11 protein-coding genes and 1 other annotated feature are annotated in these 16,390 nt (G+C 41.2%); of the genes, 2 read left to right on the top strand and 9 right to left on the bottom strand.

The window, feature by feature from the left end; translation table 11 throughout:
• Position 1: 1 nt before the first annotated feature.
• The 9 genes from ACFSY7_RS05160 to ACFSY7_RS05120 form a co-directional block, all read right to left on the bottom strand.
• The gene (locus ACFSY7_RS05160) at positions 2-190 is read right to left on the bottom strand and encodes an MbtH family protein (protein ID WP_380147101.1); all 189 of its coding nucleotides are present in this window, start codon (positions 188-190) and stop codon (positions 2-4) included.
• Positions 183-7,010, bottom strand: coding sequence for an amino acid adenylation domain-containing protein (locus ACFSY7_RS05155; RefSeq protein ID WP_380147100.1), 6,828 nt, complete (start codon positions 7,008-7,010; stop codon positions 183-185). Before ACFSY7_RS05155 ends, ACFSY7_RS05160 begins: the two co-directional genes overlap by 8 nt.
• Before the next feature lie 12 nt (positions 7,011-7,022).
• Positions 7,023-7,238: a phosphopantetheine-binding protein gene (locus ACFSY7_RS05150; protein ID WP_126990553.1), complete on the bottom strand. Its 216-nt coding sequence runs from the start codon at positions 7,236-7,238 to the stop codon at positions 7,023-7,025.
• Positions 7,239-7,241: 3 nt separating this feature from the next.
• A complete protein-coding gene (locus tag ACFSY7_RS05145; protein ID WP_380147099.1) occupies positions 7,242-8,849 on the bottom strand; it encodes a (2,3-dihydroxybenzoyl)adenylate synthase in 1,608 nt (535 codons plus the stop codon).
• Positions 8,850-9,354: 505 nt separating this feature from the next.
• Positions 9,355-10,155, bottom strand: a complete 801-nt coding sequence (locus ACFSY7_RS05140; protein WP_380147098.1) for an HNH endonuclease — start codon at positions 10,153-10,155, stop codon at positions 9,355-9,357.
• Positions 10,156-10,280: 125 nt separating this feature from the next.
• Positions 10,281-11,846: a 2-isopropylmalate synthase gene (locus ACFSY7_RS05135; protein ID WP_380147097.1), complete on the bottom strand. Its 1,566-nt coding sequence runs from the start codon at positions 11,844-11,846 to the stop codon at positions 10,281-10,283.
• Positions 11,847-11,896: 50 nt separating this feature from the next.
• Positions 11,897-12,128: a binding site (T-box leader), on the bottom strand.
• A gap of 71 nt (positions 12,129-12,199) precedes the next feature.
• A complete protein-coding gene (locus tag ACFSY7_RS05130; protein ID WP_380147128.1) occupies positions 12,200-12,976 on the bottom strand; it encodes an ABC transporter ATP-binding protein in 777 nt (258 codons plus the stop codon).
• 116 nt (positions 12,977-13,092) lie between these two features.
• Positions 13,093-13,272: a hypothetical protein gene (locus tag ACFSY7_RS05125; RefSeq protein ID WP_020189766.1), complete on the bottom strand. Its 180-nt coding sequence runs from the start codon at positions 13,270-13,272 to the stop codon at positions 13,093-13,095.
• Between the two features lie 463 nt (positions 13,273-13,735).
• Positions 13,736-14,173, bottom strand: a complete 438-nt coding sequence (locus tag ACFSY7_RS05120; protein WP_126990557.1) for a Dps family protein — start codon at positions 14,171-14,173, stop codon at positions 13,736-13,738.
• 764 nt (positions 14,174-14,937) lie between these two features.
• Here ACFSY7_RS05120 and ACFSY7_RS05115 point away from each other — a divergent pair.
• Both ACFSY7_RS05115 and ACFSY7_RS05110 read left to right on the top strand, forming a co-directional pair.
• The gene (locus tag ACFSY7_RS05115; RefSeq protein WP_380147096.1) at positions 14,938-15,804 is read left to right on the top strand and encodes an ADP-ribosyltransferase; all 867 of its coding nucleotides are present in this window, start codon (positions 14,938-14,940) and stop codon (positions 15,802-15,804) included.
• 233 nt (positions 15,805-16,037) lie between these two features.
• Positions 16,038-16,238: a cold-shock protein gene (locus tag ACFSY7_RS05110; protein ID WP_020189763.1), complete on the top strand. Its 201-nt coding sequence runs from the start codon at positions 16,038-16,040 to the stop codon at positions 16,236-16,238.
• Positions 16,239-16,390 lie beyond the last annotated feature (152 nt).

The raw sequence follows: 16,390 nt of genomic DNA, 5'->3' as shown, positions 1-16,390 counted from the left end.
CCTAAATTACTGGGCTTAAATCCTGCCAGTGTTGTTCAATATACGCCTCACAACGTTCTTTTTGTGCTGGGCCAAATTGCTGTGCCCATCCTGCTGGAATATCGATATAAGCTGGCCATAATGAATACTGCTTCACATGATTTTGCAATACGATAAACGTTGCCTCTGGTTGTTCAAATGGATTAAACATGATGAATCATTCCTTTTTTAGTAAAATAATCGGCCATTTTCGCGCCAATTTCACGAATCGGTTCTGGCTGACACATATCTTTATGACGACACGCAATTTTATAAATATCGATATTGTCAATGTAGTCCTGCCAAATACGCGGATCAACCGCTTCAAACCATTCTGGTAAAATGGTCGATTGGTAAAAGAGCATCGATGCCTGACTACGACGCGGCTCATGGGCACGCAGTAACGTAATCGAGTTCATATACGTTTTTAGTAAACGCTGTAGAGTATCAATTGATAAGCTTGCAAGTGCACTACCTTCTTTTTTCAATAATGCGAGTACATTTTCAAGCGTCGGCTCACCTTCGATCAGTTCAACGTCCAAGCCACCTAATGCTAGTAACGCTTCAACTGCTTCTTCTTCAAGTGTCTGGTCCCCCATTTTATGATGCACCGGATAGGCATCTAATACGATTAGATGCGCCTGCTCACCTTTCGCCTCTAGCTGTACGGCCATCTCCTGCACGACATTGCCACCAAGTGACCAGCCTAATAATTCATACGGGCCTTCTGGTTGCACGCGTTTCATTTCCGTAATATAGCCTGCCGCCATCTCGATTAATGTTTTAGGTAAGGCAACTGCTTCCGCAATGCCGACTGCTTGTAAGCCATACAGTGCTTGCTGCTGTGGTAAATGCTGCATAAGCCCTGCGTAGCACCAGCTTAAGCCGCCTGCTGGATGGACACAAAATAGATTGTCGTTGCCCTCATTTTTACGCAGTGGTAATAAAGATTGTAACGAGCTTTTCTCATCAAGGTCTTCCATATGAAGGCATAGCTTCGCAACAGTTGGTGCCTCAAATAAATGCCCAATCGTTAAATCCATATCAAATGTTTGCTTCACACTAGTCATTAATTGCACCGCCAGTAATGAATGCCCGCCAACTTCAAAGAATGAATCATGAATACCAATTTGCTGATTCCCTAACACATCTCTAAACAGCTGGAGCATCACTTCTTCTGTTGGGTTGGTTGGAACATCATTTGTCGAAGCATACTGCGGCTCTGGCAATGCCTTCGTATCAAGCTTTCCATTAGGTGTCAGCGGCATTTCTGTTATTTCAATAAAGGCATTTGGCATCATATAGCTTGGTAATACACTTGAAATTTGCTTCGTTGCGGTTGCTTGCTGCCAATCATCTGCAATGACATAAGCGAAAATTCGTACGTCATCCTCGCTGTATTTTTTCACGACAGCCACTGCCTCACGTACACCCGCTACGGCTAATAATGCACGCTCAATTTCTTCCAATTCGATACGGAAGCCTCGAATTTTCACCTGATGATCAATGCGGCCAATATATGCCAAGTTGCCATCAGCAGTCCATTTCGCTAAGTCTCCTGTGCGATACATTCTACTGCCATCTGTTTTAAATGGATTGGCAATAAAGCGCTCTGCTGTCAGTGCTGGGCGGCCTAGATACCCATGTGCAAGACCATCACCCGCGACATACATCTCACCAACAACGCCTGCTGGCACTGGCTGTAGCATGGCATCTAGCACATAAATTTCTAAGTCCGGAATCGCCTCACCAATTAGACTTGCTTGGCGCTCCGTTACGAGTTCTTCACTCAATACTTGATACGATACATGGACCGTCGTTTCGGTAATACCATACATATTAATAAGTGTTGTCGCCTCTTTATATTTGGCATACCATTTACGCAAACGATTAAAGCTAAGTGCTTCACCACCAAAAATAACGGTTCGTAGCTGTAATTTTTCGTCTGTCGCTTGATCTGCTTCAATCAATTGATAAAAAGCAGATGGCGTTTGATTTAATACCGTCACACGCTCATCAATTAATAGACGATGGAATTCCGATGGAGTACGGCTGACATCAAATGGTACGACAACAAGCTTCGCACCCGTTAGCAGTGCACCCCAAATTTCCCAAATCGAGAAGTCAAAGGCGTACGAATGGAAGAATGTCCAACTATCCGCCGCACTAAAGTGATACCAATCGTCTGTCGCATCGAGCAAACGAATCACATTATTATGTGGAATGACAACACCCTTTGGCTTTCCTGTAGAGCCTGACGTATAAATGACATAGGCTGGGTGCTGTGGTGTAATAGCCACTTCGATATTATCCGTTTCATACGCTTCAAATGGCAACGTCGCCATTACCATTTCTGCCCCGTAGCCACGCGGTTCGTCAACGACAATGAAGCGTGGGTTCGCGCTCTCTAAAATATAGTGAATGCGCTCTGTAGGATAGTGCGGATCAATCGGCACATACGCCGCACCTGTTTTTAATACCGCCACAAGTCCAACAAGCATATCAAGACCGCGCTCCATAATAAGCGCCACATAATCACGTGGCTTAACACCCTGTGCCTGCAAATGACGTGCGAGCTGATTCGCTCGTTCATTTAACTGACGATACGTTAGTGTCTGTCCTTCATACGTGACAGCGACTTGTTCTGCATAGATGATGGCCATTTGTTCAAAACGCGCGACAATCGTTGCCGGTGCATAATGCTTCGCCTCTGTGACCGCCTGTGTCAGTAATGTCGTTTGTTCATGCGGCAGTAATAATGATAATGCGGTAAGCGTCAGCTGTGCATCACTACTTACCGCATCGAGTACTTGCTCAAAGCGCATCAGTAAATCCTCGATAATTGGTGCTGTAAATTTCGTCGCATCATATTCTGCGATAACAGCTAATGCTTCTTCACGCCAATCAAATTCAAGCGCCAGCTCAACCTTCGCTGTGTCTGTTTGAATCAGGCGTACATGCGCTTGCTGTCCTTCTAATGTCAGTGTCAGCGCTGGATTATTTTGCATCGTTAGCATGACTTGGAATAACGGATTTTTCGTCCCTGTACGACGTGGATTGACACGTTCTACTACTTGGTCAAATGGTACAAAGTCATATTTATATGCCTGCTGGTTCATGCGATGGGTCGCCTGTAAAGCTTCCGCAAAGCTCGGATTATCACGCCACTCATAACGATACACAACGGTATTCATCATGAGACCAAGCATTTGCTGCAATGCTTCGACAGGGCGACCATTCGTTGGCGAGCCAATCGTTACATCATCCCCTGCGCCCATTTTCGTTAGCAGCATACTAAAGCCTGTTTGGAGCACCGTATACAAGCTCACACCTTGCGTTTGCGCAAGCTGCTGTAGCTTTTGCATTAAGGTTGCTGATAACTCATGGTAGGCATGCGCCCCTGCCACATCACTCGTTGTTTCTTCATAAGGTAGGGTAATTTCATCTGGCACATGCGCAAGCTGTTGCCCCCAGTAATCAAGTCCCTGCTGTGTAACATCACGCGTAAGCAAGTGCTTCTGCCACGCCACATAAGCCCCGTAAGACATCGGCGCTGTACGCGGTGCCAACTGTTCATAAGCATAGGCGAAATCATCTAAGAAAATCGACAGCCCGTAGCCATCAATCGCAATATGATGGAAGAGGAATAATAATGCATCTTCATATGCAAAGACCTTTGCACTCACCTGCTGTGCTAAATCAAAAATCGGATGGATGTCTTCCCTTTGTTTCATCGTTGTCGATAACGTTACTGGAATCGTTTGTGTTACTAGTTGTTGTACTGGCCTACCATCAATAACTGTATACGTTGTGCGTAAAATCGGATGCTGCTGCTGTACGATTGCTAATGCTTGTTTCACACGCGCTAAATCATACGATACACCCTCGACAAGCAGTGGAATATTATATGTCGCGGATGGATTCGTTTGCTGCATAAACCACATCCCGCGCTGCGTTGCACTTAGCGCTATCGTTTGCTGTGCTGGGACCTCGGTCATTTCCGGCCAAATCGTTTCGCCATCTGCCTGGTCAATAATAGCTGCAAGCGCACAAACCGTCGGATGCTCAAAAATCGTCGCAATCGTTAAATCGACTTGCCATTTCTCCCGAATTCGCATCATGAGCGTTGTCGCTAAAATAGAATGCCCACCTAAACGGAAGAAATGACTATCACGTGATACCGTCGCCACCTGTAGCACTTCTTTATAAAGGGCTGCCACTTGCGCTTCAAGTGGTGTATACAGTACTTCTTCCACTACCGCTTCAACGGTCGGCATTGGTAGCGCATTGCGGTCAATCTTACCATTCGCTGTTAGTGGCCACGCTGTAACCGCGCACCAATATTCCGGCACCATATAGTCTGGTAGCATTGCCGCCAATTTTTGCTGTAGCATCTTTTCATCTACCACACCGATCACATAGGCGATTAAACGCGTATCATCGGCAAATTGCTTCGCCATGACAAGCGCCTCTTCTACGCCAGCTAGCTTCACAAGTGCCGCTTCAATTTCAGAAAGCTCAATACGGAAGCCACGAACCTTCACCTGAAAATCTGTACGTCCGATATAATACAGCTTGCCATTTATACGTTTTACTAAATCCCCTGTTTGATACATGCGACCATACTGCTCTGTAAACGGATTGGCAATAAAGCGTTCTGCGGTCAATGCCGGACGTTTGTAATAACCTCGCCCAACACCCTCACCAGCAATGTATAAATGCCCCTCACTGCCATCAAGTACCGGCTGTAAATCCTCATCTAAAATATAAAGTGCCGTTTGAGCAATGGGCTGTCCTAATGTAATATCCGTAGCATCGGTAATCTGTGCCATCGTCGACCAAATCGTTGTTTCAGTCGGTCCATACATGTTGTATACCGCTTTTGTCGTCTCAAGCATACGCGCTGCCAGTGCCTCGGATAGTGCCTCGCCACCAACAAGTGCCGTCACATTTGCTAAACCCTGTGGCACAAAGCGTACAAGTGTTTTCCATAGGCTTGGTGTAGCTTGTAAAAATGTAATATCATGTGCTTGAATCAACTGTGCTAGACGCTGTGGGTCATGAATATCTGCTGCATCACTTAGCACAACAGCAGCACCAACTGTTAATGGTAAAAAGCATTCAAGCATTGAAATATCAAAAGCATTCGTGGTCACTGCAAGTAAGCGGTCCTGTGCGGTCATCGGCAAACGTTCTTGCATACCGACCATAAAGTTCGCAAGATTATGACGTTCAATGACAACCCCTTTCGGCTTCCCTGTTGAGCCCGACGTATAAATCATATAGGCTGCATCATGCGGCCTTTGCTCTGTCGCATTCCACTGTGTTGGGAACGCTTCCCACGGGCGCATTGCAATCGATAGTTGTGGTACATCCAAATCAATCGGTTGATCGCAAAGCATAACGCGCGCGTTCGCATCATGCACCATATACGCAATTCGGTCCATCGGATAAATCGGGTCCATCGGAATATAAGTTGCGCGAATTTTCAGAATTGCAATCATAAAGCTAATGAGCTCAGGTACACGTTTTACATACAACGCCACAAAATCATTTGGCTGAATTCCTTCACTTACTAGCCAATTTGCCATTTGATTACTTTGTTGCCAAAGCTGCTCATACGTTAGCTTTTCGCTACCACTAATCGCAAGTGCTTGTGGTGCCTTATTGACGCTTTGCTCAATCATCGACACAATATCTACTTGATGTACAGCTTCTTCGACCGGTGCTACTGATTGCTGTAATGCCTTGTAAATACGATGGTCCGCTTCCGTCAAAATACGTTCAAAATACGCGAGCCATGTTTCAAGAACCGCTTCATCGTATAAATCAGCGTTCGCAAGTAATTCACAGCGCAGGCCGCCATCTGCTGTCGCAAATAAATTAAACGATAGGTCATCAATTACACCAATGGATAATTTATGCGTGGTCGCCTCTGCACCGACAAAAGGCAAGGTCTCATAAAATGGCATAAAGTTTAATTGTCCACTACATAGACGTTCTCCAAACGGTAAGGCAATTTCTCTACGAATTTGCTCATATGGGAAGCGACCATGCTGTTTTATCACGGCTTCTTGCTGTTGAATTTGCTGTGCGAGCTCATAAATCGTCGCTACTGGCGTCACATCAATATGAAGCGGTACCATATTCATATGTAAACAAGGAACATTTGCCGCCTTTGAACCAACGCGTTGCATGAGTGGCGTATTTAACACAATCTGTTTTTTATGCACGACTTTATACGCCAAAATGGCAAAACCCGCCATAAAGTAATGCTGTGGCATAATGCGCTTAGCGAAGCCCGCTATTTTCCACTGCTGGACCACTTCTTTAGAAAACGTCGTTGCGGCTTGAATAACGTCTCCCGTTAATGTCGGTTGCTTCACTGAAAACGTCGCTAATGTGTCATCGACAGGTGCATAATGCTGCCAAAATGCGCGGTCATCTTCATAATCCGCACTTGCCGTATAATGCTGCTCCTCTTCAACGACTGCCGTAAACGCATCAAAAACATCCATTAACGGTGCTTCTGACGCCATCAGCGCATTGTATTGTTTCACTGTCGCCTGATAAATCAATTGATACGCATAGGCATCAATGGCGATATGATGCACTTTGAAAAACCATACAACTTGCCCTGTTTGTGCGTTTTGAAGCAACGCTGTTTCAAAGCTCTGTCCTTTTTCAAGTGCCAACGGACGTCGCAAATGCGCTTGCATCCATTGCTGTTGCTGCGCCTCATTTGCTAGTTCAACGACCGGTACGTCAACATCTTTTATGCATAATGTTTGGTACACTTGGTTCCCCTCTACGCGATACACTTGATGTAGCGCTTCTGCCTGCGTTAATGTTAGCATAATCGCCTCACGTAATTTTTGAAGCGATACCTCACCATGAAATGCAACATATTCAGCTGTTATAAAATTGGTTTGCGTCGGATTTAGTTGATATGCAAACCACATTGCCTGTTGTCCAGCAGTTAATTGTTCCATTGTCATCCCTCCCTACTTCACAATACGTTCCATCCATGCAGCTAACGTTGGATTTCTCACAAGCTCTACAAAGGTAACATCACTACCGCTTGCACGGAATGCTTCGACCGCCATCATCATACGCATTGAATCCACACCTACATACTGTAATGATTCATCAAGCGCTACCTCACCAATTGCACCATCTACGAAATCATCCATTACTGCTAAAAATTGTTCTTTTGTCATTATTTACACGCCTACCTTTTCTTCGATTAGTAATCGTAATTCTTTTTTGCTCACTTTTCCGAGCGCTGTTTCAGGGAATGCATCCAGCCATTCAATACGGTCCGGAATTTTATACGTTGCGAGTCCGCGTGCTTCTAAAAACTGCAGCAATTCTTTTTTGTCTACTTCTTTATTTTTAATGATGAAAGCACAAATTTTTTCGCCTAAGAAGCGGTCTGGCATCGCCACGACTGCGACATCAAACACTGCCTCATGTGCTAGTAAATGATTTTCTACTTCCTCTGCTGCAATTTTCTCACCGCCACGATTAACCTGATCCTTATCACGACCCGTTACTGTAATGTAGCCAGCCTCATCGACCCGTACTAAATCACCTGTACGGTAAAAGCCATCTGATGTAAAGGATTTTTGATTGTGCTCAGGTGCTTTGTAGTAGCCCTGGATTGTATACGGCCCTCTCGTTAATAAAAAGCCCTCTGTATTTACCGGCACTTCCTGATCATCCTCATCGACAACCTTCACTTCATCAAGCGTTGATAGCGGTTTTCCTTGTGTATAAATAATGCGTTCCTCTGAATCATCAAGACGTGTGTAATTCACAAGCCCTTCTGCCATGCCAAATACTTGCTGTAATGTACAGCCAAATGTCGGCATCACTTCTTTCGCAACTTCAACACTTAATTTCGCTCCGCCAACGAGCATGACCTCAAGCGAAGATAAATTTTCCTGTCGATATTTCGCCGCATACAGCCATTGAATGACAACTGGTGGCACAAGCGCAACCATCGTAATTTTTTGCTGTTCAATTAAGGGAAAGGCCTCATCTGCACTCGGTGTATCACACATGACAACCGTTCCGCCGGCATAAAAGACCCCTAAAATCCCCGGAGAACTCATCGGATAATTATGCGCTACAGGTAATACTACTAAAAAGCGTGTATCCGCTGTGACATCACAAATTTCCACGCTGCGTTTTAACGTATAAATATATTCATCATGCGTACGTGGAATAAGTTTCGATAAGCCTGTCGTCCCACCTGACAATTGTAAAAATGCCACATCTGAACCCGTTACTTCAACAGCTTGCATGGCTTCCTCACGATATAATGTGTTTAGCGACGTAAATTCGTCTGTATCTCCTGCTAACATAATATGTTCTACAGTCGGTGCCACTTGCTGAACTTGCTTTGCAAGTTGTTCATAATCAAAACCTTGATAGATAGTTGGTGCAATATACGCTTTTGCTTCTGCAAATTGACAGAAGTACGAAATTTCATTGTAGCGATGCGATGGTAGGGCAAATACTGGCAATGCACCTAGTAAAAATAACGCAAATACTGTTTCGACATAGACCATCGTATTAGGTAGCTGCACTACAACACGATCCTCTTTTTCGATTCCAAGCTGTTGGAATCCTGCAGCTAGTTTTTCACTACGCGCTAGCAGTTGTTCATATGTATAAGATTGGCCATACGCTGTTACCGCAATCGTATGGGGGCGTTTTACCGCTTGTCTGCGTAGCATCTCCCCCAAGCTATAACCTTCCCAGCAACCTTGTTGACGGTAAAATGCCGCACGTTCTTCTGGCCATAGTGTAAACCCTTCTAACATTTTCTCACTCCTCTTCGTGATAATGAGAATCATTTTCACTTATGATTTGGACTCAGTATAGTCCTGTTTCTCATAGATGGTCAACAAGCGCAATGAAAATTCATACATTTTACTTATTTTTTTACTTTTTATACTTTCATGTCTTTCAATCGTTAATCAAAAAGAAAATAAACTACATAAAAGCTGATATATCAACAATTAAAAGTAAATAGTATCACCATTCGAGAAAGAACAAAAAAACAATTACCTTGAATTCTAAGGGATATTCTGTACAGATTCCGGCCCTGCATTTGTATAATTTTTCATTAAACCGTATGTATTCGGTTGGGATTCATTATTATAAAAATCCATATTTGCTCCTTGAGATACCCTTCATACTTTTCTCATAGAAATGCTAGCACATTAAATGATTCATTCAGCGTATTTATCAGCTCAAAAAATAAAAAAGCACAACCTCCAGTGACTTTTCCACTGTAAGATTGTGCTTTTATCGCTATTTATTAAATTAGCCCCACATTACTTTCGCACTCATATGTGGTACTTGATTATGCTCTTCCTCATCGACTAGCTGCATGACACCTGGAATTTCATAATGATGCCATACAAAATTTTCAGGCGTCATACCATGTTCCAAGTTAATGCGATCCAGTTCATTAAGCGCTAACTTATCACTAATCGCTTCACCTTCTTGAATAGCTTTTGACAATGCATGATTACAATAATTTATTTGTTTTTTATTAGAGGCTTTAATAAGTTCTTCTGGTAACTTTACTTCATAAATTGGCGTGAATTGCGGGAATGAAGCATCCTCCTGACGTGCAACAAAAGCAGGTTTTCTCGCTTGCACCACCACATTTTCGTCCTTCTCAAAATTCGTACCAGCAGAGCCGGCTACAACTGTTTTCCCTAGTGTTTTAATGCCTTCCGTGGCACGGCGACGGTCACTATACGCTACACCCTTTAGTACCTCAACACCATTTTCAGTCACATTTTTTAATGTGCCTGTCACATCACGAACGACATAACCGCCTGCCTTTTTTAAATCCTCGACACCCTTGTCGATATTAGCTTCATCTTTTCGTACAAGACCAACGCCTGCTGTTACCGTGCCATCAACAACTGTACCAGCTAGCTTAACCGTATTCCCTGTTGCCTGACCAACTAGCGGTGCCACTTCCTCGACCCATTTCCCCGCCTCTTTTAATGGCGTGCGCTGAATTCCTTTTCCTGCTAATGATACTCCTGTTTTCACAGTACGATCGACAACATTTCCTAACCCTTTTCCCAGTCGTTTACCTAAATCCATCGTATTTTCCTCCTAGCATGAAGTTATTATCCTCATTTTACAATAGCACCGTTTTAAAGTACTAATGATAAGCAGCTCACAAAAAAGGAACCGCGCTATCGCACGATTCCCGCTTCCTTCTATTCTTACACTTCTGTTGGCACAAACTGTTCGACAATAATACTGTTTGCGGCATTAATATACGCTTCCGCACTTGCACGAATAACATCGGTATGTGTCGCTTTCGCGATATATGTTTTATCATGGCTTTGCACTTGAATTTTCACTTTACCGAGTGCCTCTTTTCCGCGTGTCACACTCGAAATTTTATATTCCATAATATTCATATCCACATCAATGACTTCTTTTAATGCGGTATAAAGTGCATCGATTGGGCCTGTACCAACTGTGCTTGCTCGGAATGATTCCTTCCCTTTAGACACTTTAATTGTCGCTGACGGGAAAATCGGATTACTAATTACTTGAATATCTTCTAACACATAAAAAGCATCCGCGTGTTTTTCAAAATTCGCCATTTTATCATGACGGCGTAGATAATCCTCTACTAAGATGAATAAATCATGATCATACACTTCTTTTTTCGCATCGGCTAACTCTAAAAAATCTGCGAAAACATCTTCAAATTGCTCCTCATTAATGTCAATTGATAAATTACAAATCGCATTGCGGACTGCATGACGACCTGAGCGTGCCGTTAATACAAGCTCCATATCATCTAGCCCCACCTCTGTCGGATGAATAATTTCATACGCATCGCGTGATTTTAATAAGCCATCTTGGTGAATACCTGAAGAATGTGCAAATGCATTATCTCCTGTAATTGCCTTATTCACCTGTACATCTAAGCCCATTAAGCTCGACACAATTTTAGATGTATTAATAATTTCCTTCTTATTAATAGAAGTAAAAGCATCAAAGTAATCGCCACGAGTTGATAATGCCATCACTACTTCTTCAAGCGCTGCATTGCCCGCGCGCTCGCCAATCCCATTGATTGTACACTCTACTTTATCAGCACCATTTTTCACAGCCTGTAGCGTATTCGCCGTCGCCATCCCTAAATCGTTATGGCAATGAACACTTAATAACACATCTGGATTTACATTTTTAATACGGTCATTTAATTTATAAATCATGTCACCAAATTGCTCCGGTACCGCCCAACCAACTGTATCCGGCACATTAATCATCGTTGCCCCCGCATCAATTACTGCTTCAATTGTCTTCCATAAGTATTCAAAATCTGAACGCGATGCATCCTCCGTTGAATATTGTACTTGTGGCATAAGTGATTTTGCGTATTTTACCGCATCCACACCAATTTGTAAGATTTGATCCTTCGATTTACTAAATTTCTTTTCTACATGAATATCTGACGTACCTAGCACCATATGAATCATTGGATTTTCTGCATATTTCACGGCATTGTATACCGAATCAATATCTGTTTTCACTGCGCGTGCTAGTGCCGTAATCATCATATTGCTTGAGCTACCTACTTGCTGCGCAATTTGCTTAACTGCTTGGAAGTCGCCCTCTGAAGATGCCGGGAAGCCCGCTTCGATAATATCAACTTGTAATTTCTTTAATTGTTGTGCCACCTCTAATTTTTCATAGATGTTTAATTTTGCACCTGGCACTTGCTCTCCATCACGTAACGTTGTATCAAATACCCAAATTTTTCTCGACATACTTCAACACTCCTCTTCCAAATTAGATAATAAAACACCTCGCCTCTATTGCTAGAGACGAGGTGTTAACTCGCGGTACCACTCTGCTTGAGCGCCCGTAATATATCGCTCCACTTAATGAACAAAAATGTCCCATGTATAACGTCATGACCCGATTTACCCTACTATAAGTTCAGATAATTTGCTCCCGGACGAGTTCAAAGTGTTTCTTGCTAATTTCCACCAACCATTAGCTCTCTAAAAAGAAACGATACTTTTACTACTTCCGTTCTCTGCATGTAATATATTAGCTTGATAACATCATAGTGAAAAGTTTTTAGAATGTCAACAATTTTCAGAAAAATAAAAATAAATTATTTACGCGTCATATTTGGTCGCTCATTTTGCCATGTAATTTCAACCGGCATTCCAACAAAATCGCTCATCGTTTCGGACGTTAATAAATCAGTTGTTTTTCCAGCCGCAAAAACACGTCCCTCTTTTAATAATAAGATATTTGTAAATACCGGTAAGATTTCATTTACGTGATGCGTCACATAAACAAGCGATGGACCGTGGTCTTTTTCTGCAATTGTTTGAATCGTATCGAGTAGCTGTTCGCGCGCAATAAAGTCAAATCCCGTCGCAGGTTCATCTAAAATTAATAATTCCGGCTCTCCCATTAACGCACGCCCCAATAATGCGCGTTGCTTCTCCCCCTGTGACAATACTTCATATGGCTGATTTGCAAAATGATAGGCGTTTAAATCATGCAAAATACCGACCGCACGATCTCGCATAGCGTCTGTTACTTTTTCATATAAGCCAAGCGATGCGAAGGCACCACTCAAAATAATTTCAAATGTATTATCATCCTGGCGTAGCATTTGCTGAACCCCAGCAGACACAATGCCAACTTTACGTCGCAGCTCATCGCCTAACACCGATTTTCCAAATACATGACCACAAACTTCGACATCTCCTGTAGAAGGTAAATAATAGGCACATAACATATTTAGTAAAGCCGTTTTCCCAGCACCATTCATACCATATACAGCCCAGTGCTCCCCAGGTTCTACATCCCAGCTTACATTTTTTAAAATTTGTGTTTCTTCTCTCCTTAATGAAATATCTTTTAAATGAATCACCATCATACTCCTCTCCCTTCCACGTAATCGTACTGCGATTATTTTAAGAAAGCAATGAACACTTCCGTACAATTAAAAAAAGGACAACCACGCCGTCGCGTGATTGCCCTCCTGTTTCATTATCCAATTAAGTTATGTTTTACAACTTCGTATGCTTGGCAAATATCCATCATGTCTACTTCTGACTCTTCGATCATATGTGATGCAATGTCATAAAGATTTGCTTCATCATTTGTTGTTAAGTCGTTTAATAATTGGCCCTCGATTTGGTCTACATATTGTTGGATTGAGTTATTCATCTGTTGTACTCTCCTTTTAGTTTCTGTATTATTTTTTATCATCTCTCGGATGTAACGTTCCTACTTGTTACTTACATCATACAAGAGCTTTTATATAAAATCTACTATTTTCACCTATAAAAATTTGACTTTGTGACACATATATGTATAACGCTATTTTTAGCCCTTTGTGAACGTTTTCTTGTCGTTTATTACATGATTTCTTTTTGTTTTTTGAAAATTCTTTCCATATTTCAGAGTAATCATTTACTGTGTGTCGATGTTATAAATCAATTCGTAATTCATTAATTGTCTGAATTAAAAAATATTATTTCATTCTTTGATATATAACAGAAATCTAAAAAACATTAACTGTACTACTTTTTGTATTATTTTTTTATAGACTAACGAGTTCTAAAAATAAAAAAATCACAAAAAAAGAGAAACCACCCAATCAGATGATTTCTCCTCGTAACATGTCTTATTATCCTAAAAATGCTTTTAACATCCAGACATGTTTTTCAAGCTCGGTATGAATGCCTAGTAATAAATCTGACGTCATTTCATCGCCTGCTTCTTGTGCAATCATCATCCCTTTCGTTAAATCTTCTAGCATTTTTTCAAAATCATCGACAATCGCTGCAACCATTGCACGCGAATCTTCTTCATACGTGCCTTCTGCAATTGTTGATAGCTCCAGATACTCTTTCATCGTTGCAACCGGATGACCTTTAATCGCTAAAATACGCTCTGCTAGCTCATCAAAATGTGCTGCTGCCTCTGTATACAATTCTTCAAATTTTGTATGCAATGTAAAGAAGTCACTACCTTTTACGTACCAGTGGAAGTTATGCAACTTCACGTATAAAATGCCCCAGTCTGCAACCTGTTTGTTTAATACATCAATCACTTGTTGATTCATTTGAAAAACTCCTTTATCGTTATTCTACTATTATTCTTCCACTTTTTTAGCGCTTTAAACATAGGTATCCCCTTTAGAACTAGACTTATTTTATGAATCTTAATTCGTTTCATTCATTCTCATAAAAATAGGGGTATACATACTAATAGAAAGCAGGTGATGGCAGAAAAAAAGATTGACGATTTTCTTTTCAGTTATTATTGTATTTGCTTTGTTCACAATAGTACCATTCCACTCCTCTGCAGCAATTTATGAGCCAGTCACTGTCAAAAAAACACTTGTTGTATATTGATGCCTCTAAAACTTCTATAAAGTACTAAGAAAAATCAAAGAAAATACCGCATTAAACGTCTATGATGGCGTCTCGATTGCGCGAGATCAAATAAATTGGCCAACCTATAAGTAAGCACTATGGCTGGTCATGTATTACGTATTATCAAAATCCGATTATATAAAAACGCATCAGCTTCGTTTTAAATACCCGTAACAATGGACAACTGGTATAAAAGCAAAAATCGTAAAAAGCTTACGTGAAAATGACGTTATCGGTAAAAAATATAGCACCGTTTGTAATGGTGATCCCTATTATAGCGTTTAAATTGCGTGTAAAAGCACTTGGAAATACGTGGCAACTGCCAATTGCAAAACTGGCTACTATCATGGATAATAAAATTAACACATTGACGGATAATATGAAAAAGCCGTATGACATACGTTTTTTTCATATTCAACATCTATACTCTAATGAATTGGTAGGTAAAATAATGAAAAAACAACTCATCGCATTCGCTACAATCTGCTCACTATGTATCCCACAGACGACCGCCTATGCTACAATAACGCTAGAACAACAAAATACAGCGTACAATAAACTATCTGTTACAAATAAAAGTATTTCTGTAGACGTCGTCGATAAAAAATCACTAGACGTATTACGTTCTTTTACGCTTAAAGCAAATCGTGTCGTTGAAATCAAAAAAGACATTCCAAAGCTCAGCGGTAAACAAATTATTATCAAGAAGAAAACACAGCCTACAGGCACCATCTTTGTCACACAAGAGAAAAAATATACATATTCAAATAAAACAAAGTCAATGCCAGCTGCACAACGCAATCGCTTTGATCGTTTTGAAAAAAAATGGAATAAAACCTTAACAACAAATCAACGAAAATCTTTAAAAGATTATACACGCAGTGGCTATGTCGATATTAACAGAACCCTACGCGGTCTACAGCCAACCTCGCCTAAAATCGATAATCGCATTAAAGCGATTGACCATGCGCTCCTAAAGTTTAAAAGCCCGTATGATTTTACCGTTTGGCGTGGAACAGAGTTTAAAAACTTTAAATATGGCTTAAAAAATGGCAAACTCGCTATTGGTGCTAGCTATTCTGATAAGGGCTATCTTTCGACTTCACTGGTTAGAGCTGGTACAATCGGCTTTGGTTATGATGCACTGATTCGTATCCAAACACCTGCTGGAAATTACGGAGCACCCGTATACAAGCTCTCTCCTTATGAAAATGAAGAAGAGTATTTATTAAAACGTGGGACAAAATTTGTCGTGACAGGTATTAAAAAAGAAAAACATCGCACCGTTATTACAATCAATACAATCCTAACACCTTAATAGTTTAGTAGAAGAATTATTCTTCTACTAAACTATTTTTTTACAATAACCAATATTTTACTAGACAAACAACGTTCATTCCTCTATAATTAAGTCAATAAGATATTTTCAAACGCTAATTTACCTATTATAAAGGGCATGTAACGTTTAGTTGGTACTCTTTATAATATGTGAATTTTTTTCTTTCGAAAAATTGTGATCTTATTAATATTAAAACAATGGAGGTCATTTAAATGACACAAGGTACAGTAAAATGGTTTAACGCAGACAAAGGTTTCGGCTTCATCGAAGTTGAAGGCGGTTCTGACGTATTCGCTCACTTCTCAGCTATCCAAGGCGAAGGTTTCAAAACTTTAGAAGAAGGCCAAAAAGTAGAATTCGACGTAGAAGAAGGCCAACGCGGTCCTCAAGCTGCTAACATCGTAAAACTTTAATTTTTACGTAGAAGAGATACCCTATCTAGGGTATCTCTTTTTTTATGCGACGAATTGTAATATTAAGTGCACCACTCAAAATAAATAAAAAAAGACCCATTCAATATGAGCCTGTATAATTAAAGTTCCTACACCAAAATCAACAGGGGGCC

This window comes from Kurthia populi (genome assembly GCF_042686175.1).
Classification (GTDB): Bacteria; Bacillota; Bacilli; order Bacillales_A; family Planococcaceae; genus Kurthia; species Kurthia populi.
Note: the sequence above shows the minus strand (reverse complement) of the source record. Positions and strands in the feature narration are given on the sequence as shown.